The following is a 25330-nucleotide window of genomic DNA, read 5'->3' as shown; positions in this document are numbered from 1 at the left end:
AACCATGACCGAGGAGAGCGCTCACGACAGGTCCACGCCCGGAACCGCGATGACCGACGGCGGTGAGCAGTCCAACGGACTGCGATCCTCGTCGGAACTTTGCTCCGACGGCGGCGAGGGCGTCGTCCGGCGAGACCGCTTTAGCGGCGGCCCCGCTCGGAGCTTCCTCTCCTCGCTGTCCGCCGATCGGCGGATCTTCGAGGCCGACCTCGAGGTCGACCGTGCGCACGTGCTGATGCTCGCCGAACAGGGGATCATCGAGGACGATATCGCGGGGCGGATACTGACCGCCCTCGACGCGATCGAGGTCGACAACCACGACTCCCTGCCCGACGGCGAGGACGTCCACGAGGCCATCGAAACGGCCGTCATCGAACGCGTCGGTGACGACGGCGGGAAGATGCACACCGCACGCTCGAGAAACGACGAGGTCGCGACGTGCATTCGCTATCGCCTGCGCGAGGACGTGCTCTCCGTGATCGAGACGACGCTCGCGCTCCGCGAGGCGCTGGTGGCGGTCGCCGAGGCGAACACGGAGACGATCATGCCCGGCTACACCCACCTCCAGCCCGCCCAGCCGATCACGGTCGCTCACTGGGCGTGCTCCTACGAGGGAGCCGTGCGCCGCGATACCGCACGGTTGCTCGAGGCCTACGCCCGGATCAACGAGTCGCCGCTGGGCGGAGCCGCCTTCGCCGGGACGACGTTCGATATCGACCGCGAGCGCGTCGCCGAGTTGCTCGGCTTCGACGGTGTCGTCGAGAACTCGATGGATGCCTCCTCGAGCCGGGACTTCCTGCTCGAGACGACGCAGGTGCTGTCGACGCACGCGACGACAGTGTCGGGGCTCGCGGAGGACGTTATTATCTTCGCGAACCGCGGCTTCGTCGACCTCGCGGACGATTACTCCTCGACGTCGTCGATCATGCCCCAGAAGAAAAACCCCGACACGCTGGAACTCGTCCGCGCGGTCGCGGGCGATGCGGCTGGCAGCGTTCAGGGGCTGACGACGACGCTCAAGGGATTGCCCCGCGCGTACAACCGCGACCTCCAGCGGGCGACGACCCACGCCTGGGGGACCGTCGACGCGGTGTGCGAGGCGAGCGAGGTCGCCGCCGGCGCGATTGCGACGGCCGAGTGGGACGAGGAAGCGCTCGCCGCCGAAGCCGGCGCGGGCTTCTCGACGGCGACCGGCGTCGCCGACCTGCTCGCGGCGAACGGATTGCCCTTCCGGACGGCCCACGAGCTAGTCGCGATCGCAGCGGAACGCGGCGGCGACTACGACGCCGTCGACGCGGCCGCTCGAGACGTACTGGGCGACCCCCTCGACTCCGTTGTCGACCCCGCTGCCGTCGAAGCCGCGCTCGACCCCGTCGAAAGCGTCGCGAGTCGCGACTCGCAGGGCGGTCCTGCCCCCGAGGCGGTCGCGCCCCAACTCGAGTCCGCTCGCAGGGCGCTGTCGGACGACGAGGGAACGCTCGAGGAGGCGAGCGACGCGCTCGAGACGGCCCGCGAAGCGCTCCGAGCGGAGGTGAACGGCTATGTGTAACCCGTTCGACCGATCGATCGTTCCGCACCCGCCGCCGGCCCCGCGAGGGGTCCATTTACTTACTATATGATATGTCAAATTAAAATTGCGGTGTGATGGCCTCAGGGGTTCGGTAGAGGGCAGTGTGAGTCGTGTAATTCTGCTGTTAAGTTCGAAGGCTTTAAGGGACCCCGGCTCTCAGTTGGAGGTACAATGACCGAATGCGTCGAGTGTGGGGCCGAGGTGTCCCTGCATGACGATCTGGAAGTAGGAGAGATCGTTGACTGTACGACCTGTGGAGCAGAGCTTGAAGTCGTCGACACTGAGCCGCCAGTCCTCGAGCGAGCCCCGGAGCTCGAAGAGGACTGGGGTGAGTGACCTTGCAAGTAGGAATACTCTACTCCCGGATCCGCAAGGACGAGAAGCTCCTCCTGAACGAGCTTCGCGAGCGCGACCACGAAATCGAAAAGATCGACGTCCGCAAGCAGACGTTCGACATCAGCGAGGCCCCCGAGTCGTTCGAAGGCCTCGATATCGTCGTCGACCGCTGTCTCGCCACGAGTCGGAGCCTGTACGCCACGCAGTTCTTCGAGGCCTACGGCATCCCCGTGGTCAACAGCCACGAGACCGCGGACATCTGCGCCGATAAGGTGAAAAACAGCCTCGCGCTCGAGCGTGCGGGCGTTCCCACGCCCGCGACGAAAGTCGCGTTCACGAAAGAGACCGCGATGGCCGCCATCGAGGAGTTCGGCTATCCCTGCGTCCTCAAACCCGTCGTGGGTTCGTGGGGTCGCCTGATGGCCAAGATCGATTCGCCGGACGCCGCGGAAGCGATTCTGGAGCACAAGGCGACGCTCGGACACTACGAGCACAAGGTGTTCTACGTTCAGGAGTTCGTCGAGAAACCGGGCCGCGACATTCGCGTGCTCGCGACCGACGGCGAACCGATCGCCGGGATGGTCCGCTCGTCGGACCACTGGATCACGAACGCGGCCAAAGGTGCCGAGACTGACGTCTTCGAGCCGGACGAGGAAGCGCGAGAACTCGTCCGAAAGGCCAGCGACGCCGTCGGCGGCGGGCTGCTCGGCATCGACCTGATGGAGACCGACGAGGGGTATACGGTCCACGAGGTCAACCACACCGTCGAGTTCAAAGCGCTCGACGGCGCGGTCGAGACCGACATCGCCGGCACCGTCGTCGACTGGCTCGAGACGAAAGCGGCGGGCGCGACCGAGGAGGAACTCGAGGTGAGCGCCTGATGGCGGTCGGCACCGAAACCGGCACCGACGAGAACGCCGAGACGGTGACGGCGACCGTCATCGGCGGCTCCGGCTTTACGGGCGGCGAGTTGCTGCGACTCCTCGCCGGCCATCCGAACTTCGAGATTACCGAGGTTACCAGCCGATCGAAGGCCGGGAAGAGCGTCGGCTCCGTCCATCCGCCGCTTCGCGGCACGGACCTTCGCTTTACCGAACCCGAGGATCTCGAGTCCGTCGACGTCCTGTTCGCGGCGACGCCTCACGGCGTTTCCATGGGACAGATCGACGAGTTCTTCGAGGTCGCCAACACGGTTGTCGACCTCTCGGCCGACTTTCGCCTCGAGACCGAGGCGCAGTACGACGAGTGGTACGACGGCCACGAGGCACCCGAGTACCTCGAAACGGCCGAGTACGCCCTGCCCGAGATCAACCGCGAGAACCTCGCGGGCGCGGACCTGATCGCCGGCGGCGGCTGTAACGCCACCGCGACCATTCTGGGCCTGTACCCGCTGTTCGAGCACGGCATTCTCGAAGGTGGCGAACAGGTCGTCGTCGACGTGAAAGTCGGCTCCTCCGAGGGCGGAGCCGGCGGCGGCGAGGCCTCGAGCCACCCCGAACGCTCGGGCGTCGTCCGTCCCTACGCGCCGACGGGCCACCGACACGAGGCCGAGATCGAGCAGTTCCTCGGCACGAGCGTCGCGTTCACCTGCCACGCCGTGGATATGATTCGCGGTGCGAGCGCGACGAATCACGTCTTCCCCTCGGGTCCCGTCTCGAAGGGCGACCTCTGGCAGGCCTACCGCGGCTGCTACGAGGACGAGCCGTTCGTCCGCATGGCCGCCGGCGGCTCCGGCGTCTATCGATATCCGGAACCCAAAGCGGTTGCCGGAACCAACCTCGCCGAGGTCGGCTTCGAACTCGATCCGCAGAACAAGCGCATCGTCGTCTTCTCGGCCATCGACAACATGATGAAAGGCTCCGCGGGACAGGCGGTCCACGCCGCCAACATCGCGCTGGGGCTCGAGGAGACGGCCGGGCTCGAGTTTACGGGTCTCCATCCCGTGGGGGCTCCCTGAATGACCGTTGTGGTCAAGGTCGGCGGCGCACGCGCCGTCGATCCCGAAGGCGCGCTCGCGGACGTTGCGAGCCTCGTCGAGGACGGCGAAGATGTCGTGCTCACCCACGGCGGATCGACTGCCGTCGACGAGACCCTCGAAAAACTCGGCGAGGACCCGACCTACGTCGAGACGCCCGGCGGCGTCGTCGGCCGCTTTACGGACGAGGACACCATGGACGTCTTCAAGATGGTGATGCCCGGCAAGCTCAACACGGATCTCGTGGAGAGCCTGCACAACGAGGGCGTCGACGCCGTGGGACTCTCCGGTACCGACGGCAAACTGCTCCGTGGCAAGCGCAAGTCGGCCGTCCGCGTCAAGGAAGACGGCAAGAAGAAGATCAAGCGCGGCGACCACTCGGGCAAGATCGAGTCGGTCAATTCGGACCTGCTCGAGACCGTCCTCGCGGGCGGTTACACGCCCGTCGTCTCCGTTCCCATGCTGGGTGAGGAGAAGTCGGGTGGCTACACGGCGGTCAACGCCGACGCCGACCGCGCGGCTGCTGCGATCGCCGGTGCGCTCGAGGCCGACCTGGTCGTGCTCACCGACGTCTCGGGCATTTACGAGGATCCCGACGACGAGTCGACGAAGATCGATTCGGCGACGACGCCAGCGGACTTTGAAACCGTCAAAGCCGCCGCGGAGGGCTTCATGACGAAGAAGGTCATGGCCGCCGAGGAGGCCCTCGAGGGCGGCGCGTCGTCGGTCATCGTCGCGACCGCAAACGCCGACGAACCGATCACGAGCGCGCTCGCGGGCGAGGGCACGACGCTCGAGCCCGGCGTGCTCGCCGAGAACGCGGACGAGACGGCACAGGAGGCCGCAGAATGACGGCCCACGACTTCGTCTCCGGCGGCAAGCCGATCGGCATCGAACGCGGCGAGGGTCCGTACCTCTACACCGCAGACGGCACGGAGTACGTAGACGCCGGCGCGAGTTTCGCGTGCACGCCGCTCGGACACAGCCACCCGGCGGTCGTCGAGGCCGTTCAGGAGCAGGTCGGTAAACTGACGTTCGTCGACTCCTCGTACCCCGTCCAATCGCGTGAGGACGCCTACGCCGCGTTCGTCGCGTCGACCCCGGACGGACTGGACCAGGCCTGGTTCTGCAACTCCGGGACCGAGGCCAACGAGGCCGCGCTGAAGTTCGCCCGCTCGGCGACCGGCGAGTCGAAGATCGTCGCCGCGACCCGCTCGTTCCACGGGCGGACGATGGGGGCGCTCGCGGCGACCTGGAAAGACAAGTACAAGAAGCCATTCGAGCCGCTGGCCGGCGACGTGGAGTTCGTCCCCTACGGCGACGGCGAGGAGCTCGCGGCCGCCGTGGACGACGAGACCGCAGCCGTGATCTTAGAGCCGATTCAGGGCGAAGGCGGAATCAACGTCCCGCCGGCGGGCTACCTCGAGACCGCCCGCGAATGCACCGACGACGCCGGTGCGGCGCTCGTCTTCGACGAGGTTCAGACCGGAATGGGCCGCACGGGTGCGATGTGGGCCTGCCAGCGCGCGGGCGTGACGCCCGACGTGATCACGACGGCGAAAGGACTCGGCAACGGCCTGCCCGTCGGCGCGGTCGCGGTTCGCGACTGGATCGCCGACGGCGCGGCCTCGCACAACGCCACGTTCAGCGGCGGCCCCGTCGTCTCCGCGGCGGTCCACGCGACCGTCTCGACGCTGGTCGAAGAGGAGTGGCCCGCCCACGCCGCCGAGATCGGCGACTACCTCGTCGACGAACTCGAGGCGGCCCTCGGCGACGAGGTGCGCGAGGTCCGCGGCGACGGCCTGCTCGTCGGCGTCGAGTTGAAACGCGGCGCGAACCGCGTCGCTCGCGACCTGGCGATGGAGCATCAGATACTGGCGCTCCCCGCGGGCCGGACCGTCCTGCGCCTGCTGCCGCCGCTCGTGATCGACGAGCCGGAAGCGGATCAGTTCGTGGACGCCCTCTCCGAGATCCTCGCCCCCGAGGCAAACGCAGAATCATGAGTGCGACCATGGAAAACACGACCGACGTCTCGCTCGAGGACGCTCGTCAGCTCCTGATCGATCTCGTTTCGACGCCGTCACCCTCCGGCGAGGAGGACGCGGCCGCCGCGTGTCTCGTCGAGTTTTTCGAGGCCTATGGCCGCGAGGCGTGGACGGACGAGGTCGGCAACGTTCGCGCACCCGCGGACGACGCCGTTCTGTTGACGTCCCACGTCGACACCGTCCCCGGCGAGATTCCGGTCGAAGTGCAGCCGGCGGACGATGTCGACGTGGAACGGGAGATCGCCAAGAGGACCGGCGAGGAGGTCCTCTGGGGCCGCGGCAGCGTCGACGCCACCGGTCCGCTGGCTGCGATGGCTGCCGCCGCCGTGCGTACGGGCGTCTCCTTCGTCGGCGTCGTCGGCGAGGAGACGAATTCGCGCGGTGCGCGCCACCTCGTCGAGGACCGCGAGGAACCTGCAGCAGTCGTTAACGGCGAGCCAAGCGGTGCGACGGGGATTACGCTCGGCTACCGCGGCTTCCTCGCGGGCACCTACGTCGCCACCAGCGAATCCGGCCACACCTCCCGGCCCGAACCCAACGCGATTCAGCACGCGACGAACTGGTGGACAGGCGTCGAGGCGGCTTTCGAATACGACGAGTACACGGCCGTCTTCGAACGGGTGACCGCCAAACCCGTCGATATCGATGGCGGCATCAGCGACGACGGGCTCTCGGTCGAGGCGACGCTCGACGTCCAGTTGCGGATCCCGCCGTCGCTGGACGCCGAGACGGTCCGCGAGACCGCCGAAGCCGAACTCGAGATCGGTACCGTTTCGTGGGCCGAGCCGATCCCGCCGGTGATGGAGAGCCCCCGAACCGAGGTCGCCCGCGCCTTCCGCGCGGCGATCCGCAAGGAGGGCTGCGATCCGCGACTCCTGCGAAAGACCGGAACCAGCGACATGAACCTCTATGCGGGCGTCTGGGACTGTCCCATGGCGACCTACGGACCCGGCAACTCGGACCTCGATCACGCGCCGGACGAACGGCTGTCTCTCGCCGAGTTCGACCAGTCAGTCGAGATCCTCGGGCGCGTTGCGACGACGCTGCGCGGAGGTGAGGAGTGATGGCGAGCGACGCCGAACTCCGACACTTCCTCGAGATCGACGACCTCTCGCAGGACGAACTGCAGACCGTCCTCGATCGCGCCGAGACGTACAAACGCGCGCAGGAACGCGGCGAGGACCACCTCGATCTCGAGGACCGGACGCTGGGCATGATCTTCCAGAAGCCGAGCACGCGGACCCGCGTCTCCTTCGAGACCGGGATGACCCAACTCGGCGGCCACGCCGTGTTCCTCGGGGAAGACGACATTCAGCTGGGTCGCGGCGAGCCGCTGAAAGACACCTCGAGAACACTCTCGCGGTACGTCGATGCCGTGATGGCCCGCGTGTTCAAACACGAGAACATCGAGGTGTTCGCGGAGTACGCCTCGGTACCCGTCGTCAACGGGCTGACCGACGACGCCCACCCCTGCCAGACCCTCGCGGATCTGCTGACGATCCGCGAGCAGGAAGGCGGTCTCGAGGGCGTCTCGGCGGCCTGGGTCGGCGACGGCAACAACGTCGCCCAGTCCTTCGCGCTCGGCTGTGCGCTGACCGACATCGACCTGACGATCGCCACGCCCGAGGGGTACGGAGTCGACGATCTCGTCCTCGAGCGCGCTCGAGACCTCGGGGGCAACCCGACGGTCACGACCGATCCGGTCGAAGCGGTCTCGGACGCCGACGTCATCTACACCGACGTCTGGATCAGCATGGGTCAGGAGGACGAACGCGATGTCCGAATGGACGCCTTCGAGGGTTTCCAGGTCCGGTCGGAGTTACTCGCACACGCCGCCGACGCATCGGTCATGCACTGTCTGCCCGCCCACCGCGGCGAGGAGATCACCGACGACGTCATCGAGAGCGACCGCTCGATCGTCTTCGATCAGGCCGAGAACCGTCTGCACGCGCAAAAAGCGCTGTTGAGTTGGCTGCTCGAGTAACCGCCGACGTCCGCTGAACCCACGTCCTTTTTCCCCTCCGCTCTCCTCTCGAGCGATAATGAGTCTCAGCCTGTCCACGAATCAGCCGAGAGCGCCCGACAACGCCGACGATGGCGTCTGGCTCGAGTGTATCGACTGCGGCGACACGTTCGCGCCCTTCGAGGACGTTCGCTACACCTGCGACGACTGCGACGGCCTGCTCGAGGTTCGATACGCCGATCTGCCGACGTTCGACGACTTCGAGGGACAGGGCGTCTGGCGCTACGCCGCCGCGCTGCCGTTCGACGCCGGCGTCTCGATTCAGGAGGGGGCGACCCCGCTGTACGAAGTCCCCCGTCTCGAGGACGATATCGGCGTCGAGACGCTGCGGATCAAACACGAGGGGATGAACCCCACCGGCTCGTTCAAAGATCGGGGAATGACCGTCGGCGTCAGGGTCGCGGCGGAACTCGGCGTCGATCGATTGGCGTGTGCCTCTACCGGGAACACGAGCGCCGCCCTCGCCGCGTACGGCTCCCGCGGCGGCATGGAGACGCTCGTCCTCCTCCCCGCGGGAAAGGTCGCGGCGGGCAAGATCGCCCAGGCCAGCCTCCACGGCGCTCGAATTCTCGAGGTCGACGGCAACTTCGACGCCTGTCTCGACATCGTCCAGGAACTCGCGGCGGGCGGCGAGGCCTACCTGCTGAACTCGCTGAACCCCTTCCGACTCGAGGGCCAGAAGACGATCGGACTCGAGATCCTCGAGGGCTTCCTCGCGGATTACGACGCCGTTCCGGATCGGATCGTTCTCCCCGTCGGCAACGCCGGAAACACGTCGGCGCTGTACAAGGCCTTCCGCGAACTCGTTCAGGCGGGCGAACTCGCGGAGGGCGACGTGCCGAAGCTGACGGGTGTCCAGGCCGAGGGCGCGGCCCCGATGGTCGAAGCGATCGAGAACGGCGCGGACGAAGTGCAGCGGTGGGACGACGTCGAGACGCGCGCGACGGCGATCCGGATCGGCAACCCCGTCAACGCGCCGAAAGCCCTGCCGGGCATCCGCGAAACCGGCGGCACCGCGGTGGCGGTCTCCGACGAGGCGATCACCGACGCCCAGCGAGATCTCGCCGGGGAGGGGATCGGCGTCGAACCCGCCTCGGCCGCCTCCGTTGCGGGGCTGCGAAAGCTTCGATCTGAAGGGATCGTCGACGACGACGAACGCGTCGCCTGCCTGACGACCGGCCACCTGCTCAAAGATCCCGACGCCGCGGCCGCCGCCGGACGCGAGCCGGAGCCGGTTTCTGCGGATACTGCGGGCGTACTCGAGCACCTACAGAACTGATCGCCAACCTTGTCATTCGGGCGCACGACTCCCGTCAGACGTGTATGACGGTCGACTGACTGAGCTTTTTCTGCACTGAGTCCGAATCGCGAGCCGGATCTATGTCCGTCGAGCACCCACATGACGACCGAACCCCTGCCAGCGATGAACCGATGCGTGGACGACACCGCACCGGTGTGGCCACCGCCGTCGAGTTTCACTGTCCCTCCGCAGCGGGCACATCGGATGCCGGTACCGCGAGTCCGACGGGGCCACCGCTTCACTCTCGAATCGAACGCACGCGACTCCGCGCGCGGATCGAAGCGCTCGAGCAGGCGCTCGAGACGAGCGAACACCGTCGACAGGCAGTGATCGATCGGTACGAACGCCTCCTCACGGAACGAGCGTCCTCCGACGACGACGCACCGACGACGTCCGAGACGCGGTCCGCCGTGAAGCGGTTTCTCGAGGCGCGGCAGTAGGCGTCAGCCGTACGTTCTCGAGCGCGGACGTTCAGTTTCGCCGACCGCGTTCGTGTCGATCTGTCCCAGCCGATCACTCTCGCCCGGTAGGGCCGTTTTCGTCGTTTCTCCGTCTGTGTACCTCGTTTTAATCCTTCACTGACTTCCTATATTTTAAATACTATCGCGAACACCAACCAGTATAGTGGGGAAAAATAACCAATGGCTACTTTCAATTCGTCCGGTTTCTGTCCCGAGTGCGACGGGCGGTTACGAACGAGCGGTACCGAAACGATCTGCGAAGACTGCGGTCTCATCTCTGCAGAGGACGCTATCGATCGTGGGCCCGAATGGCGGTCGTTCGACGGCGACGACACCGACCGACGACGAACCGGCGCACCGTTGACCCGCTCGAGACACGATCGCGGACTCTCGACGAAGATCGGCTACGGTTCCAGTTCGGGATACAGCTCTCGACTGACCGGCCGAAAACGCCGACAAATCGCCCGCCTACGACGGGAACACAACCGTGCTAGAATAGCCACGAAAGCCGACCGCAATCAGGTCTACGGGTTTACCGAAATCAAGCGGGTCAACGCCCGGCTCTCGCTTCCGGACTCCGCTCGCGAGCAGGCGTGTGCCCTGTTCAAATCGGCACAGTCCGAGGGATTGCTTCAGGGCCGATCGATCGAGGGATTCGCCGCCGCCGCAATTTATGCGACCTGTCGAACGCGTTCGACCCCCCGAACGATCGACGAAATCGCCGCCGTCGCTCGCGCGGACGCCGACGAACTCACCGTCGCCTACGACGCGCTCAATCGCGAACTCGGCATTCCGACGGGACCGATCGACCCGACGCAGTACCTGCCCCGATACGCCTCGAAACTCGATCTCGAGACCGCTGTCGAACGCCGCGCTCGAGAACACGCCACTGCGCTGCTTCAGGACGGACTCATCGGCGGACGGAATCCGAGCGGCGTCGCGGCGGCCTGTCTCTACAAGGCGGCCAACGAGCGCGAAGAGTGGTCGACGATTACGCAGGCTGCTGCGGCAGACGTCGCCGACGTCGCCCCGGTAACGATCCGCTCGACCGTAACAACGCTGAAAGAACGGTAACCGACCGACATCGAGGCTCGAGTCGCGTCGACTCGGATCTGCTACGTCGTCCGGAGGTTGTCCGTACTCGGCTCGTAGACCTCGCCTTTCTGTTTTAACTTCTCGATCTCGTGTTCGGCCTTGGACTGGTCCATCCCGATCTCTGTGGCCCGATCCAACACGATATCGACGGGTGCGCCGTCGTCGTACTCCTCCTCGATGTCGCTGATCAGCTGTTTGATGTTCTTGATCCGGTCGCGCTGGGACTTCGAGGTGCCGGCTTCGACGATGTCCGCGTCGAACTCGCCCGTCTCGGGATCGACGCCGATATCCTGCAGACACGAGCGGACGATCTCGATGACCCGGTTCGCGTCCGACTGTTCGACCGTATCCGAGAGTCGCACGCGGGCGCTGGCCTCGGAGAGCCGGACCAGCGCCTCGAGTTTTCGCGCCGTTACCGGGATCGGCGCGTCTTCGTCCGTCCCCTTCGAGCGCAGGTCGACGTAGAAGTCCCGGATCGAGTTTCGGGCTTCCTCCGTCATTCGCGGGTGGCAGTTCTGTTTCGAGAAGGCGATGTACTTCCGCAGGAGTTCGGCGTCGATCTCCGGGTCGACCTTCTCGGTCATCTCCTCGATCTCGTCGCCCGAGACGTCCATCGAGGTCATCTCCTCGCGCTGAGTGGTCAGCTCACCCGCGTAGTTGGTGTTGATGATGTGTTCGGCGAGGTTCCGATCTTTTTCCTCGTCCGGTTCGTCCGTCACGGTGAAGATGAGATCGAATCGCGAGATGAGCGCCGGCTCGAGGTCGATCTGTTCGCTGATCGGCTCGTAGTGGTCGAAGCGACCGTACTTGGGGTTTGCCGCACCCAGGAGCGAGCAGCGCGACTTGAGCGTGGCGTTGATGCCGGCTTTCGAGACCGAAATCTGCTGTTGCTCGAGGGCTTCGTGCATGGCGCTCCTATCCTCCGATCGCATTTTATCTAGCTCGTCAACCGCTGCAATACCCCGATCGGCGAGAACTAACGCGCCGGCCTCGAGCGTCCACTGCTGTCCATCACCGAAATCGTCGCGAACCGCGGCGGCGGTGAGACCCGCTGAGGACGAACCCTTACCGGACGTGTAGACGGCTCGAGGGGCGATATTTTTGATGTAACCGATCATCTGCGATTTACCAGTACCAGGGTCCCCGATAAGGAGCATATGCAGGTCACCCCGGATCCTCGAGCCGTCGGGCAACTGCTTCGTCACGCCGGAGAACAGCTGGAGGATCATCGCGAGTTTTTCCTGTTCGTAGCCGTAGATCGAGGGCGCGATGGAGGCGACCATCTGCTCGTAGACGTCGTCGTGGTTGGAAATTTCGTAGATCGCCTTCTTGTCGTCGTCGGTGATGTCCATGTCCTCGAACTGCTCTTCGTCGATGTCGACGGACATCCCCTCCATGTAGAAGTCGAAGACGGGCGATTTCTCCTGGTCGTTGCCCTGTTGCTCGAGTCGGAGGACGCCGGTCGCGGAGACGTGATCGCCGGGAGTGACCTCGCCGGTGATGTCGTCTTCGATGTGGACGTCGAGCGACTGTGGCGTTTCCCCGCCGCGAAGGCCTTCGGGACTCTCCTGCATGCGGAGTTTCTGGGAGTCGACGAACTCCGATTGGTCGAAATTCACCTTGAACGGCCCCTGTCGTTCGCAGCCTTGACACTCGTGTGGCTCCTGAAAATCGCCGCTGGACTGAGGGATACGAGTGAGGGTGCCACAGAGCTGGCACTCGAAGGCGGCCTCCTCGATCTTCGGACGAACGTCGGTGGCCTTTCGGACGATGCCGTGGACCTGGACGAGGGAGTTCATGTTCCGGGCGCGAATCTCCCGAATTTCGGGGGACTCCGTCTCCGGAAGGTTTCGGATCCGGACGTGAGCCTGTCCGAGACTCACGTCGATCGGCAGGTCGTACAGTCGAAGCGCCTCCTCGGCGTAGCGCTGAAGCTGCTCGGGCTGATTGAGAAAGTCGTCTGCGAGATCGGGATCGTATCGGTAGAGGTCCTGCCAGTCGATATGCAGTGAACGCTGTTCGTTCGGATACTGCTGGGCAAGCTGCTTGATTTCGTTGTCGTAGTAGTTGCGGAAGAACTGCTCGAACGAGTCGACGAGTTCAGAATTTCCCGCTTGCGCCATTGCACTGTTCTAGGGGTGCCATCGGGTATAAATGGTCGCAAAGCGGGGCGAAACTGATCGCGGCTCCACTGTCGCTTGCTGTCGTCGCTCGCCGCGGGAGCGTAGCGAAATCGCCCGGAGAAGCTGACGATCGGTTTCGGACCACGTCGATCGCTGTCTGAAATCGCCTTCAGGATCCTACGCTGAAGACGCACACGCCGCGTTCCGTATTCCGCTTCCCTCGCGTGGCCACACCAGTTCTCGTTCTCCGTCAGTTATGTATGTGTGCCCAATCTGTTTTGGTACCGCGTGCGGAACGACTCGTCCGCTGACCTGTCTTCCGGTCAGGCGTCGCCTCCGAGTTCGTTAGAGGCGACGCCGAGGGTCGCGATCGAGCGAACGGCTTCCTCGACGGTGACGTCGACGTCGTAGACGCGTTCGGCGGGTATGTGCATGATGAACCCGTTCGTCGTCGGATTCGGCCCGAGCGGGACCATGATCGTCATCATCTCGCCGTCGTCGATTCGGTCCTCGATCGCGGGTGGCGTCGTCGCGGTGAGAAAGCCGAGCATGTAGGCGTCCCGGTGGGGGAATTCGACGAGTTTGACGTCCTGAAACTGATCCGTGTCGTCGTCGATGAGCATCCGGCTGGCCCGACGGACGCTCTCGTAGATCGTGCTCACACCGGGAATCGTTTCTATCGTCGCGTGGACGCGTCTGGAGATGTACCTGCCCGGCGTGTACTCGGCGGCGATCCCGACCAGCAGGAAAAAGACGAACAGGGACAGGAGCGTCGCGAACTGGACGATTTCGGTGGACGGCTCGTTCGGCCAGACGTAGATGAGGCCCCGAACGACCGGCGAGAGGATACCGAGAACGAAGTCGATAACTACGACGAACACGAGCAGCGTGATCACGAGCGGAATCGTGATCACGACGCCGTTGATGAGCCAGCGCTTGAACCGTCCGCGTATGCGACCGCGGCCACGGGCTCGAGAGTCCGCCATCGAGTTCCACTGAGCACGGGGGTCTGGGAAGCCGTTCGGCTTGCATTGATTGTTTTTTCAGGTGACTCGTTCGAGGCTGCGGACTCGAGCAGTTCGGATGCCGCCCTCCCGGCGGATGTCACGGAGGAACTCGCGGCGAGAGACTCCAGCATCCACCTCTGATGGCCGGCGTCCGCCATCGGCCCGTGTCTTCCACGGGACGGACCGTCGCGTTCGCTGGTGCGTACTGACGGACTTCGAACGTGTGACTGTTAGAACGGCAGTCGACACCCTTACCACACTTGGGTCCCAGTCTGCACATGGTCTCACTCTGTGGGACCGCGGACGAATCGCGTGCGCTGTTGCTTTGGATACAGCGGCACACGCGGCTGTTGTCCGTCTGTGCGTTGTCTCGACCGTACCGACTGCTCTGCTAGTCACAACTGGGATGGATCTCCCGGATCGTGAACCACGCCCGAGAGCCTGCGCTTCGAACGGAACCTCGATCCGCTTTAAAGCCGTGCGTTTCCGGTCCCCGCTGCTCGAGAGCTTGCTCGCAGCAGGAAGTATGGGATCGCCCGGTATTGAACTAGGACGAAAATCGCCGGACTGTGCGTCGATCGAACTGCCGAATTTTGCGTACATATCTCTCATTCGATTTCGAGTTTTTCGAGGTGCGGACGGCGTCGAAGTTCCATCCGCTCGCGCTTGGTTGCCTTGTCGTAGAACCGATCGATGATATCCTGCGAAGCGTTCACTCGCTCTGTGGTCACTTCGCGCGGAACACCACGATCTTGGTGCCAGGTAATCGAGCCCGTCCGAACGTGGTGCGGAGCCCGTGAGGACGGGCACTTGCTCGCGTGGGTATGACTCCGGAACTCACAGGTTTCAGGGTCATGTCCGTGAGGACACGGACCCTGAACGCACGGAAAGGTCGCAGCGTACATCCAGGCGCGCATGGTCGTCGTCGCCGGACGGCCCTGGAGTGACGAAAACAGCGGTTGTCGACCGTGATCGTCGTGCTTCTCCCACCGGTCAGACTGAATGTACTGTCTCAGCGTCTTCGCGACACCGTCTCGTATCCCAACGATCCGTTCACCGTTGCGCTTGTTCTTCAGCGGCGTATCGGTTTCTGGCCGGTGTACAAACTCGAGTGTCTGGTCGCTGGCGTCGAAGTCCCGCAAGTCCAGCGCTCGGATCCCGCCCAACCGCGCACCCGTATGCCAGGCGACCTCGAGCAGCGCGTGGTTTTGCGAACCTGCTCGACTACTCGAACGGTAGTAGCGAATGAGTCCGAGTGCACGATCTGCCTCGAGTTTCGTCTCTCGGGACTTCTCGTCGGCAGGCACGTCAGGAATGTTCACGCGATCGGCAAGCCCATCGTCGACAGCTTCGATCCGCTCGAGATACTCGATGAACGATTGTAGCGTCTCCATTTCGTTGTGGAGCGTCGTCGAAGCAACACCCTCGCCGGAGCGGGCACTTTCGTACTGATCGAGTACCCAGCCAGTGAGTTCCGATACTGTCTCGATCTCGTTATCCTCACACCACTCGACGAACAGCTTCAGCCGGTAGTGATACGTGGATGCCGTTTCGTCGGTGATCTCCGTACGCCGACCGTCGAGATACCGATGCCACGCCTTACGTGGCGTCATCTCTTCCGGGGTGATCACTCGTAGTCACCCTCGTCAGGAGTCCGTGGAACGTACGGCGAAACAGCTCGGTCTTCGCGGAACTGCTCGATCATCCGCTCTTCGCGACGCGACCGGCAGACGTTACAGACCGACGGTCGCGGCTGATCGTCGAGCGCGACGTCCGGTTTGTACCGAAGCGTCGCGTGCTTGCCGCAGTCGTAGCAGACGCCGTACAGGCTCATCGCCCATCACCGTCCGCCCAGTTCTCCGCGAGATCCAGCCCATTCATCAGCTCGCCCTCGCGGTCGTCGACGTGCGTGGCCAGCTGGTCGATCGCGTCGATCGTCTCGACGAGCGCCGCGTTCTGGTAGCGCAGTTCCGTCGCGATCGCCTCGAGGGCCGCCGTCTGTTGTTCCATCGCGTCGGCCTGTCGCTCTAGGGCGTGGAACTCGTCGCTCATCGATCCCCCTCGGGTAGCTTGCCGTCAGCACTACCTCCGGTACGTTTACTGTGGTTGCGTGTAATTTCAATCATGGTCTCACTGTTGTGGGACCGCGGACTCACCGCGTGCGCCGTTAGTTGGAACTGGGGGCGCGCGCGGCTGCTGTCCGTCGGTGCGTTGTAACGACTGTATGCGACCCTCTTAGTTGTCGGAAGGTGATTTCCGATAGTTCCGAAAATAGTCGGATCCTGTGACTTACACGCTCTCGTTAGTGTTGAGTCGGGATTTGCTATCTTTCCGATAGTTCCGATATCGGAACTCGAGGCGGCCGTAGGCTGTGGGCCGTGGGCCGATCGATGCCGTCTATCGGGGGCTTTATCCCCCGTAGCGTTGCGTGAATACATGCTTCCGTACTGTGGTTACGGAGGCCAGCGGGCCGGTGTCCCAAGCACCGGGTCCGCGTTTCTGACGAGGACCCGACCGGGTACCGGTGGGTCCGTCTGGCTTCCGTTGACCGCATCCAAACACCCTATTTACTTATATTTAACTAACGATTCTGTTAGCCATGGACCATGACATGATCAGTCCACCAAACACAACCGGACGAACTTTCTGGTTTCAAGCGTCAGAACAGGCAAGATGCGACGGCCACGGGTGTCGTGGATGACGAATGCAGATGATCACATCTTGGAGTTCCTTCTGAATGAAGGGAACCGAGAGATCGTTGCGACACCACGTGTGATTGCTGAAAATATCAATTTCAATGCCGGATACGTGCGGCAGAGAATGAGCCCGCTTCTGGATGAAGGCCTTGTAGAATACTACGATGAAGATGCAGGATTTTACCAAATTACGGACCGCGGTCGTGCGTATCTCGAGGGAGAACTCGACGCTGGCGACTTAGAGACAGACGAATAGAAACCGTACTACTGTTATCGAACTGTCCCCAGATTCTCCGTTGCCGATTTCGAGATCACGATATCTCGCTCGCCGATTCGGACCCCGCCGCCGGCCACGTCGTCGATCAACGTGGCCAGTCCCTCGAGATAGTCCCGGTTCCGATCTTCGCGAAGCGTGAGCGTTGCTTTCCCCTCGTGTGGGATCGCCCGATTCTCGAGATAGGCGTACACAAACTGCTCACGGGCTCCCTCGGGCGCGTCTTCAAGGTAGTCCGGAATCGAGAGGTGTTGATCAGCTTTCGGACCCACGGGAGCGCCAAGAACGGCCAACACGCGACCGAGTACACTGGCATCCGTCGTCGGCCGGACCTCATCGGCTCGGCCGTCGCGATCGTCGACCACGCGATACTTAACGCCGGCCAGCTCGAGCGCGTCGAAAACGTGGCTGTCTTCTCCGCGATGGTTCAGCGCGAACCCTGGCGCGTAGGTAGACTCGGCGATCGAACCGCCGGAAAAGATGTTCGCGACGAGCGCGTTCAGACCCTGGAACTCGGGGTCACCGAACGTACACTCAAGCCACCCGTGCTCGCGAGCGATGTCGATCGCTCGTGCAGGGTCGGGACAGCCACCCTCGAGCCACGTTCGGACCCGCCCACGTGGTAACTCGAGAGCGTTGGCCGTGGCTCCGGATTTCACATTGTTCCGACTCGCGTAGGATAGCGCCCGCCGATATTCCGTGACACTCTGCCAGCCGTCGATGTGATATCCACCGTCGTAGGTGCGCGCGAGAGCGCGTTCGGGGACCAAACTGTCCGATTCACTCATAGATGTGAATTTGAGTCCGCAAGCAAAGAAGTTCGGTCTGGACGGTTTCAAAAGTGATATCGATAGATGGCGGCGCTTCAAGGGGCCACTGCAAGGTTTCTGCCACTCACTGATTATCAGATCTGAAACCCTATAAGATTAGATGAATTTCACGTTCGAATACCTTTATTATGGGTGCTTCTTGTGTTAGAGTTAGCACCGAAAATCGCATGGAAGGATGGCGACGGTAGTGGGTTGCTGCCCTGATCCGTCGAGTGTGTGCTCGAGGTTGAGCACGATGAACCACCTGCTGATTTGTGGTGCGTGATGACACATGGATTTGACACAATTCCGAAGTAAGCTGATTGGTAACGAAAATGAACGTGCGGTCTCTCCAGTGATAGGGGTCATACTTATGGTTGCGATTACAGTTATTTTAGCGGCTGTGATCGCTGCATTTGTTCTCGATATGGGATCGGGACTCCAAGACAGTGCCCAAGCAGGCGTACAGGTGGAAGATGATGGATCCACCGCGCCAACAGTGAACCTTGAATCGCTGGCAAATGCAGATGGAGTTACTGTTATTGATGATAGTGGTAACGTTGTGTCCACGAGCAGTGGAAGTTTGCCGTTAGAAAGTGTAGGTGAGGGGGCAACAATTGATGGTACGACTGGTACGGAATATGATATTGTTGCCTATTACGGGGAAGAAACTGACCGAAGTGGGACAACTATCGTTGGGACAGTCGAGTACGACACCTAAATAACAGACAACCTTATAGAACGATTTTTCAATTTCCGACATGTTGTTGTGAGTAGATAGAGAATTACTAATCAAGTTCTTCGACGAGCTCAAGCGTCCATTCACCGTCACCGATGTGACGAACGTGGAAGTGATATTCATCGTCAACACTCCCGTTCTCGTCGAGCAGTCCCTCAATTCGGAGATCGTCTTTTGGGAGGGTAATCCCGGCGGAGTTCTGGTCTAACTGTCTGAGTTTGTTCAGCGCCATGCGACTGGCGGCAACCCGCCTTGGTATAAAGGTTGGTGAACCTTGGTTTTCCTGACCTTTTCGATGGGGCGGGGAAACGGAGCGTTCGTATGGCACTTAGCCTACCGCAGAAATACGTTCCTGACTCGATTCGTCAGGAAGACGGTATCGACCTAACAGACAGTATTCTCGCGCCATTGTTCGTGCTCGCGTCGATCTCGGTCGGCGCGGTCGGCACGCTCCAGTTCAGCGCGCCGCTGAACATGTCGCTCGCGGACTCGTTGTACAGCGCGCACGGCACCGAGGTCACGTACGGGTTCATCCTCTCGATGGGGATTCTGCTCATCGGCTGGCTCACCAACGAGGGGACGCCAGAGGACTGGACCGACGTGGAAACGGTCGTCGTGTTGCTGGCGATCATCATGAACATTCTCGCGGCGCTCGTGCCCGCTGTGGCCGTCACGATGGCAAGCATGTGGTACGTCGGCTGGTTCACCGTCTTCCTCAACGCCGCCGCGTTCTACGTGATCGCCTACAAGTAATCCGGAGTTCCAACCAATGCATTCCAACGTTTTCAGCGGTCAGACGGAACAGTGGTACAGTTCAGTGATCACCGGCTACGTCCTCACGGCCTCGAGCGTGTCGATCGGCCTGGCGGCGCTGATGACGACGGGGGTGGTCTGAATGGCGGCAGAGGACTCTGGCCCACAGCCCACGGCCCACGAGGTCGCGCCCGGCTGCTCGCTCGACCGGCGGACGTTCCTCCAGGGGACGGCCACCGCCGCGGCGATCGCGGCGGGCGGGGCGGCCTCGAGCGGAACGGCGAGCGCACAGTCACTCATGCCGATCGGGGCGGGATGGGGGGCGGGTGACGCTCTCGGCTGGCTATTCGGATCGGACGGCGACGATGACGAGGAACACGAGGAATACTTAGAAAACGAGATTCTTCGGATTCACGGCGACACCTACCGATACGGTGTCGAAACGCAGGCTCGCACTGGCACCTCACTCACGTGGGTACAGGACAACGCCGAACTTCTGGAAGGACGCGCCTATATCGAGGGTCTGAAGGCGGCTTACCGGGAGATTCAGGAGCAAGGAGCGAGCCGACAGGATGCGATTGACGCTGCTACCGCGAAAGTTGATGAAGTCTATTCAACCCCGCTCGAGGAGATCGTCAACGAGTCGCATCTTGTTCTACGCTCGATTCGTGATCGGTGGCAGCGCCTGCACCTCGCGCTCGATGAAGCCGGTGACTACTCTGAGCCTGCTGATTATGAGGAATATTACCGCCTCGCTAGCACCTATGGATCGTCTGACGAAAGTGCGGGAGGAATCACAGATCTCGACCATGACGTGAGCGATATGGTCTACGATCTCCCCGACGGGAGTACAATTTCGGCACCGACGTTTGCGATTGAGTTCGATAACGGCCAGAGTGCAACCGGAGCCACTCGCGATGTCGGAGAACTTGGGAATATTGGTCTCCCGGCACTGGACCCAACTCCAGAGGATGACGGGGAGGAAATTTACAAGATGCGGGACTCAGACGATGCAAACGGCTGGTTCGTCGTTGAAACCCTTGAGATAGAGATTAAGGAGTTCGATGATGCGGAGTACCGGAACGTCTACGACAACGAATTCGGTCGGGACGGCGAAGTAGCCGGCGCACAACTCCTGTGGTCCCATAACGATTGGAACGCTGCGATTCAGTCGGTACTCGACGCGCTCAACACCGCCTCTACCAACGTCGAGACGATGGTAGACAACGTGTATGAGCAAATCGTAGACGATGAACTGAGCTACGAAGAAATCCAGACGTTCACCTCGTTGTCAGACGACGCGCCGGAAGACGACCCGCACGCGCTCGTCAATGCTCACCTGTCGATGCTCGGTCAAACGCCGTCTACGACCCATAACACGATTACAATAGGACCGCTCACCGACCCGGACGACGAGGGGCCGGAAGCGAATGAGGACGTGGCCGCGATCGAGGGGAAAACGATCAGCGGAACGTTGTATATCGATCCGGGGCCGGACGGCGATCTTCAGGTGGGAGAGACCTATACGCCAGCAGATTTGACGGATTTGGTTAGTGAAACGACTGCGGCCCCAACCGTCCTATTCTCTACTACTGTCGTGGTCGAAAATTCGGAGGGCGAGCAGGTCGAGCAAACCGGATTCGTGGAGTTCGAAGACACGCGAGAGTTCACGATCGACTCGGCACAGGGACTCAACGAGGACGGCGAGATAGTCGATACGGATTCGGTGACGTTCACGGATAACGATCTCACAACCGAGACGCCGACCGACTACGAGGAGGTACACGATCGGCTGGACGAGTTCGAGCAGTTTCAGAAGGAACTCTTAGAACAACAGTACGAACTGGTCGAAGAGATGAACTCAGATGATGACACTGAGGTAGACCTTACCGTCCCCAATCCGCTCGATGACCTCGGAGAGGGTGGCGCACTGCTCGGTCTGGGGCTCATCGGAGTCGTCGTTCTCGCTGTCATCGGGGTTGTGACCGACCTCATTCCGGGACTCGGAGGGAACTGAGGATGCGACGGATCTTTTTTGTGGTTGTCGTCGTAGCGGTGGCGCTCGCGATGGGCATGGGCGTTGGGCCAGTCGCCGCACAGGACGGGAACGAAACGGAGAACGCGACGGCCGAACCCGCATTCGAAGCTGAGTTCGGCGACGGTCTCCGAATTACTGAGTACGAACTCGCGAACGGAACCGCGACGATCACCTTCGACGCCGATCGGCCGCGGACGGTCACCGTCTCGGACGCACTCGCGGGCGTCGGCGAGGAAGGCGCGGTCCAGGTGCCGAGCGAAGACTACAACCTCGAGCGCGGTGAGACGACGATCTCGATGGACGTCCGCGAGATGCGCGGGGCGTCGACGGTCGGTGTCAGCGTCAGCGGAACCACCGTCCGTCTCTCGAGCAAGATAGAAGAACCGAGCGAAGGCGACGAGAACCCGTTCCGGCACTTCGGCGGCGAGTCGGGACTGTTCTCGGGGATTCTCATGACCGTCGGGCTGGCCGGTGTCGGGACGTGGCACGTCCTCCGCTCCGAAGAAAGCGGGGTGATGGAGGCATGAGCGAACAGACGAGCGGGACGTTCGGCTCCTGGGCGGATCGACTGACGTACATCGCTGCCGAGGGCCAGCTGATCGTGCTCGGTGTCGTGGTGTCGCTCGGGGCGGCACTCGTCTTGATCCGTCCGAGCATCCCCGGCATTCCACCGATCGCGATCGGCTGGTTCGCTGCGCTCCTGTTGCTCGGACCGCCGCTGCTCGCGCTGTTCGTCACCGGCGCTCGAGCGCTCCGAAACCGGCGGATGACGGAAGTCTACCACGTCAACGGTGTCGAAGACGTACGAAAGAAGTTCTACGTTGAACCAGAGGTGTGGTCGAACAAGACCGTCGAGGGACCGTCACCGTACCGCGTGAACGACAACGAAGCGTTCGAGGTTCGAGAGTTCGACTGGCACCCGGATCAGGGCGAGAACGGGACGCTCATCGTCACCGGCTGCTACTTCAGCCAACTCTCGGACTCGAAACTCGTCACGATCAAAGCCATGCTCGAGGACGTCCACGGCGAGTTAGTCGAAACGGCGATTGCCTACAACAAGCTACGCGGGCGGATCAGCCGGATGGGAATCGAGATTGAACGCGATACGATCAACGCGCACGCCGAAGCCGACGAACGCGGGTTGATGACCCAGAAAACCAGCGTCAAAGAACGCTTCGAGGCAGCCGAAGACGACGCCGAAGAGTGGTCAAGCGACGAAATTAGCGACCTTGGCGAATACGAACAGGAGTTCGACGCGACCGACCCGATGGAAACGGCACCCGTCACGATCAACACGGGCGGCGAGCAGGCGGCAGCAGCCGACGGAGGGACCGATGACTGACGACAATGACCTACACGTCACGGCCGAAGCGCGGGAGCACCAGGAAGGCTACGGACAGCGCGAGAATCGGGAGATCGCCGACCACGGCGGCATCGTTCGCGACGAGCAGATTAGCCGGGCGATGGCCGTTCGATCGATCCACTACGATCCGACGTCGGCCGATCGGCCCGACAAGATGCCCGGCCAGTCGAAAAACCTCGCGAAACACGAGGAAATCCGGATGGTCGAAGGGACCGAGAACTTCCGCAGAGCGATGGAAAACGGCGATATGGCCACGATCAAGCACATGGTTGGAGACACGTCACAGCGTGCCGATGTGAGCGGTCTGAAGGCCATCGGCACGGTGGACGAACTCATCAACGGCCCGGCTCCAGTGATCGTTGTCTTGGGCGAGATGGGCGCGGGGAAGACGGACTTCGCGTGTCTGCTCGCACAACGCTGGCGTGCGCTCCATCAGGAGAACTCGCTGCTCGGCACGAACATCCAGTCGCTCGAGGAAAAGAACCGCTGGGTGGACGCTGACGGCGATGTACAGGACGGCTGGATCGGTGACTACGGCACACTTATGGAGTGGGTCGAGCAGGATGGCGATCCGCTCAAGCACAGCCAGCGCGACAAACTGTTCATCGGTGACGAGTTCTCGAGTGCCGCCAGTGGGACCGGCAAACAGGGCCACGAAACCCGCAAGAAGATGGCTCCGCTGGTATACAAGATCCGGAAGTACGGCGGCGCTCTCATCTACATCGCGCACGGCGAGCGATCGATTCATCCAATGCTCTGGCGCGTCGGCACGATCGTCAAGAAGGTGAGTCAGAAAAAGGCCGTCATCGCCGACTCGATTCGGAACGCGCAACTCGCCGATATTGAAGGCGAGATCGAAGGCGTGCCTCCGACGGACCTCCGGTACAACACGAAAGAGGCGAGTGATTGGTCGTGGTCGAGTTACGGCGACGAAACCGACGAAATGGGGGCGGGCGAGGCGGCCCGCAAAACGGCCATTTGGACGGCTATCAGGTGCAAAGAGGAAGGTATGTCAAATCGCGAGACAGCGACGTACGTTCCCTACAGCCACCAATGGGTCGGTACTCGCTGGCGAGAGTACAAAGACGACGGCGAGCACGTCGATACGCTTGCCAAAGTCGAAGAGGTAATTGCATGACCGCGTACAGGTGGCACGCTGGCAACGGCAACTATCCCCCCTTTACTATGGGCGCGGCCCGACAGGGCCGCGTATCACGGCCCATCGCCTGTATTCGATCCATAGACGGCGGCGGAGAAATAAATAAAGACGCGCGACGAGCGCGTGCGTGATGAGTCAGCCATGACTCGGAGTCGATCGAAGCGAGCGAACCACTTCGGGACGGCCTGCGAGAAACGGATGGCGAAGAAACGACGCTTCGAACTCGAGCGCGCCAGCTGGCACGACGCGAGATTCGGAAACGGAACGCCCGTCGAGATCAAGAGCACCATGCTCGAGCACGCCGACGGCCAGCCGGGCAACTTCAAGGTCTACCGAGCGTATCACGACAAGCTTCGGCGAGCGGACGGCTGGTACTGTTTCGTCGTCTACCGGCCACATGGGCGCTCCGGCTGCACGGTCGTCACAGACAAGATGGTTCGAGCGAGCGATCTCCCGCTGCTCCGGTGGCACGGTGGCGGCGATCACCGCGGAACCCAGCAAGCAAAAATCTCGATCGGCGACGTCTTCTAATCCGACTCTATTGAAAACCTCGGCAAAGAATTCGGTTTAATATCCTTAGCGGCAAGTACAGGTCAAATAGTTACTGGAGTGGTTACCGATCTCTCTTGGATCTATCAAAAGGTGCCTGCTGACTATAGAGGATGTATTCAGCAACTCATCCACAGTAAGGATTTGATGACAACGGTTCATTATATCAGAAACCGTGGTAATGATTATATTCCATCGGACTGTATACCTCTGTAAGTGCTCGCCAAACTCCTCTCACACCCGCTGATAAGACGGATCATGTTCCATCGAGTAGTGAGTATCGATCGGTACCGAGAGGTGCGAGCCGACTTTCTTCGGATCTACCGAACCGTGTACTGGTATCCACCGATTTTTGCAGGATTTAGTTCGGTTTCCGATCCCGATTTGCGAACACGTGCGATCAAAGCAGGGGAACAAGCGGCCAACCACGACCCACATAAACCGGTCACACAGCCTATCTTTCTGGCGAAGGACCTGTACTGGTTGATTGGGATAATCCTACTCTTTATCTGGGGCGTAACAAGCGCAGTCGGTTGGGCGGTCATGGACACGGTATCCATGGTTTTGGACTGGTATTCGCTGCCGCTCCACGAACTGGTCAACGGCGTCCCAGCGATTATTACGTGGGCAGTCCTGTTCTACCCGTTCCTCTTGACGATGGATACAACGTTCGTACAGGAGTTCAACCGTGAGCTCCGATTTGGGCCCGGAGCGGTGAATGCGAAGGAACGGAGACGACCCGAACTTGTGGCTTACGAGGTGTGGAACCGCGGGCTCTGCAGTTCGCGGAAGATTCCGGTCCTATGCTTCATGGGCGTGCTCAAGTACGTCGCTCCCAGTGTCTATCAGTTCGTGATTGAAGGGATCATTCGGTACTTCCCGCTTATCATGTTGTACCGGCACCGGTTCTGGTATCTCTTTGGTAAATTGTTCACCTTAGAGTGGGTCAGAACGATGGACTGAGAGGTCCGTACGTCAGTAACTATTGCTGCAGTACTGACCAATCACGATCCAT

The 25330-nt window shown here is 61.9% G+C and carries 28 protein-coding genes; 21 read left to right on the top strand and 7 right to left on the bottom strand.

What is annotated here, in order from left to right:
- Positions 1-4 precede the first annotated feature (4 nt).
- The 11 genes from argH to DWB23_RS16505 all read left to right on the top strand — a co-directional run bounded on the left by argH (position 5) and on the right by DWB23_RS16505 (position 10784).
- Positions 5-1549 (top strand): argininosuccinate lyase, encoded by a 1545-nt coding sequence (argH, locus tag DWB23_RS16555; protein ID WP_121743894.1) that lies wholly within the window; start codon positions 5-7, stop codon positions 1547-1549.
- Between the two features lie 192 nt (positions 1550-1741).
- Positions 1742-1906 (top strand): lysine biosynthesis protein LysW, encoded by a 165-nt coding sequence (gene lysW / locus DWB23_RS16550; protein ID WP_005554620.1) that lies wholly within the window; start codon positions 1742-1744, stop codon positions 1904-1906.
- Positions 1903-2787, top strand: coding sequence for a lysine biosynthesis protein LysX (lysX, locus tag DWB23_RS16545; protein ID WP_121743893.1), 885 nt, complete (start codon positions 1903-1905; stop codon positions 2785-2787). The genes lysW and lysX overlap by 4 nt, the downstream gene beginning before the upstream one ends.
- Positions 2787-3863 (top strand): N-acetyl-gamma-glutamyl-phosphate reductase, encoded by a 1077-nt coding sequence (gene argC, locus DWB23_RS16540; RefSeq protein ID WP_121743892.1) that lies wholly within the window; start codon positions 2787-2789, stop codon positions 3861-3863. Before lysX ends, argC begins: the two co-directional genes overlap by 1 nt.
- The gene (locus DWB23_RS16535; RefSeq protein WP_121743891.1) at positions 3864-4733 is read left to right on the top strand and encodes an acetylglutamate/acetylaminoadipate kinase; all 870 of its coding nucleotides are present in this window, start codon (positions 3864-3866) and stop codon (positions 4731-4733) included. It begins immediately after the preceding gene.
- The gene (locus DWB23_RS16530) at positions 4730-5884 is read left to right on the top strand and encodes an aspartate aminotransferase family protein (RefSeq protein ID WP_121743890.1); all 1155 of its coding nucleotides are present in this window, start codon (positions 4730-4732) and stop codon (positions 5882-5884) included. The genes DWB23_RS16535 and DWB23_RS16530 overlap by 4 nt, the downstream gene beginning before the upstream one ends.
- Positions 5881-6990, top strand: a complete 1110-nt coding sequence (locus tag DWB23_RS16525; protein ID WP_238717490.1) for a [LysW]-lysine hydrolase — start codon at positions 5881-5883, stop codon at positions 6988-6990. The genes DWB23_RS16530 and DWB23_RS16525 overlap by 4 nt, the downstream gene beginning before the upstream one ends.
- The gene (argF, locus tag DWB23_RS16520) at positions 6990-7910 is read left to right on the top strand and encodes an ornithine carbamoyltransferase (protein ID WP_121743889.1); all 921 of its coding nucleotides are present in this window, start codon (positions 6990-6992) and stop codon (positions 7908-7910) included. Before DWB23_RS16525 ends, argF begins: the two co-directional genes overlap by 1 nt.
- Positions 7911-7968: 58 nt before the next feature.
- A complete protein-coding gene (gene thrC / locus DWB23_RS16515; protein WP_121743888.1) occupies positions 7969-9228 on the top strand; it encodes a threonine synthase in 1260 nt (419 codons plus the stop codon).
- A gap of 101 nt (positions 9229-9329) precedes the next feature.
- Entirely contained in the window at positions 9330-9689 is a 360-nt protein-coding gene (locus tag DWB23_RS23555) for a hypothetical protein (RefSeq protein WP_238717489.1), read from the top strand.
- A 201-nt stretch (positions 9690-9890) separates the two neighbouring features.
- On the top strand, positions 9891-10784 hold the full coding sequence (locus tag DWB23_RS16505) for a transcription initiation factor IIB (RefSeq protein ID WP_121743887.1): 894 nt from the start codon (positions 9891-9893) through the stop codon (positions 10782-10784).
- A gap of 41 nt (positions 10785-10825) precedes the next feature.
- Here the strand turns inward: DWB23_RS16505 and DWB23_RS16500 are convergent, their stop codons facing one another.
- The 5 genes from DWB23_RS16500 to DWB23_RS16480 form a co-directional block, all read right to left on the bottom strand.
- Positions 10826-12928 carry a minichromosome maintenance protein MCM gene (locus tag DWB23_RS16500; RefSeq protein ID WP_121743886.1) on the bottom strand — a complete coding sequence of 701 codons (2103 nt, stop codon included), beginning with the start codon at positions 12926-12928 and terminating at the stop codon, positions 10826-10828.
- Positions 12929-13251: 323 nt separating this feature from the next.
- The gene (locus DWB23_RS16495; RefSeq protein ID WP_121743885.1) at positions 13252-13914 is read right to left on the bottom strand and encodes a DUF502 domain-containing protein; all 663 of its coding nucleotides are present in this window, start codon (positions 13912-13914) and stop codon (positions 13252-13254) included.
- A gap of 629 nt (positions 13915-14543) precedes the next feature.
- Entirely contained in the window at positions 14544-15548 is a 1005-nt protein-coding gene (locus DWB23_RS16490; RefSeq protein WP_170972315.1) for a tyrosine-type recombinase/integrase, read from the bottom strand.
- Positions 15549-15562: 14 nt separating this feature from the next.
- Positions 15563-15769 (bottom strand): hypothetical protein, encoded by a 207-nt coding sequence (locus tag DWB23_RS16485; RefSeq protein WP_121743883.1) that lies wholly within the window; start codon positions 15767-15769, stop codon positions 15563-15565.
- Complete coding sequence (locus DWB23_RS16480; RefSeq protein WP_121743882.1) at positions 15766-15987, bottom strand: hypothetical protein; 222 nt, start codon at positions 15985-15987, stop codon at positions 15766-15768. The genes DWB23_RS16485 and DWB23_RS16480 overlap by 4 nt, the downstream gene beginning before the upstream one ends.
- Positions 15988-16632: 645 nt before the next feature.
- On the opposite strand from DWB23_RS16480, the gene DWB23_RS16475 reads away from it, so the two are divergent.
- Positions 16633-16887, top strand: a complete 255-nt coding sequence (locus DWB23_RS16475) for a helix-turn-helix domain-containing protein (protein WP_121743881.1) — start codon at positions 16633-16635, stop codon at positions 16885-16887.
- 14 nt (positions 16888-16901) lie between these two features.
- On the opposite strand, the gene DWB23_RS16470 is transcribed toward DWB23_RS16475, so the two are convergent.
- Positions 16902-17693: a hypothetical protein gene (locus DWB23_RS16470; RefSeq protein ID WP_121743880.1), complete on the bottom strand. Its 792-nt coding sequence runs from the start codon at positions 17691-17693 to the stop codon at positions 16902-16904.
- Positions 17694-18006: 313 nt separating this feature from the next.
- Here DWB23_RS16470 and DWB23_RS16465 point away from each other — a divergent pair, with 313 nt between their 5' ends.
- Complete coding sequence (locus DWB23_RS16465) at positions 18007-18435, top strand: type IV pilin (RefSeq protein WP_121743879.1); 429 nt, start codon at positions 18007-18009, stop codon at positions 18433-18435.
- Positions 18436-18502: 67 nt separating this feature from the next.
- Here DWB23_RS16465 and DWB23_RS16460 read toward each other — a convergent pair whose 3' ends face one another.
- On the bottom strand, positions 18503-18685 hold the full coding sequence (locus DWB23_RS16460) for a hypothetical protein (protein ID WP_121743878.1): 183 nt from the start codon (positions 18683-18685) through the stop codon (positions 18503-18505).
- 89 nt (positions 18686-18774) lie between these two features.
- Between DWB23_RS16460 and DWB23_RS16455 the strand changes: the two genes are divergently transcribed.
- From DWB23_RS16455 to DWB23_RS16425, 8 genes are all read left to right on the top strand, one after another.
- Positions 18775-19206, top strand: a complete 432-nt coding sequence (locus tag DWB23_RS16455; RefSeq protein WP_121743769.1) for a hypothetical protein — start codon at positions 18775-18777, stop codon at positions 19204-19206.
- 16 nt (positions 19207-19222) lie between these two features.
- Positions 19223-19348, top strand: coding sequence for a hypothetical protein (locus DWB23_RS23775; protein ID WP_275086319.1), 126 nt, complete (start codon positions 19223-19225; stop codon positions 19346-19348).
- The gene (locus DWB23_RS23550) at positions 19349-21223 is read left to right on the top strand and encodes a hypothetical protein (protein WP_238709223.1); all 1875 of its coding nucleotides are present in this window, start codon (positions 19349-19351) and stop codon (positions 21221-21223) included.
- Positions 21224-21225: 2 nt separating this feature from the next.
- Positions 21226-21771: a hypothetical protein gene (locus tag DWB23_RS16445; protein ID WP_121743877.1), complete on the top strand. Its 546-nt coding sequence runs from the start codon at positions 21226-21228 to the stop codon at positions 21769-21771.
- The gene (locus DWB23_RS16440) at positions 21768-22586 is read left to right on the top strand and encodes a hypothetical protein (protein WP_121743876.1); all 819 of its coding nucleotides are present in this window, start codon (positions 21768-21770) and stop codon (positions 22584-22586) included. The genes DWB23_RS16445 and DWB23_RS16440 overlap by 4 nt, the downstream gene beginning before the upstream one ends.
- Positions 22579-23745 carry a hypothetical protein gene (locus DWB23_RS16435; protein WP_121743875.1) on the top strand — a complete coding sequence of 389 codons (1167 nt, stop codon included), beginning with the start codon at positions 22579-22581 and terminating at the stop codon, positions 23743-23745. Before DWB23_RS16440 ends, DWB23_RS16435 begins: the two co-directional genes overlap by 8 nt.
- Before the next feature lie 162 nt (positions 23746-23907).
- Positions 23908-24297, top strand: coding sequence for a hypothetical protein (locus DWB23_RS16430; RefSeq protein ID WP_121743874.1), 390 nt, complete (start codon positions 23908-23910; stop codon positions 24295-24297).
- A 234-nt stretch (positions 24298-24531) separates the two neighbouring features.
- Positions 24532-25278: a hypothetical protein gene (locus DWB23_RS16425; protein WP_121743873.1), complete on the top strand. Its 747-nt coding sequence runs from the start codon at positions 24532-24534 to the stop codon at positions 25276-25278.
- Positions 25279-25330: the final 52 nt, after the last annotated feature.

The organism is Natronorubrum halophilum, assembly GCF_003670115.1.
Classification (GTDB): domain Archaea; phylum Halobacteriota; class Halobacteria; order Halobacteriales; family Natrialbaceae; genus Natronorubrum; species Natronorubrum halophilum.
The sequence above is the reverse complement of the archived record's forward strand: the minus strand, read 5'-3'. Positions and strand labels throughout refer to the sequence as shown.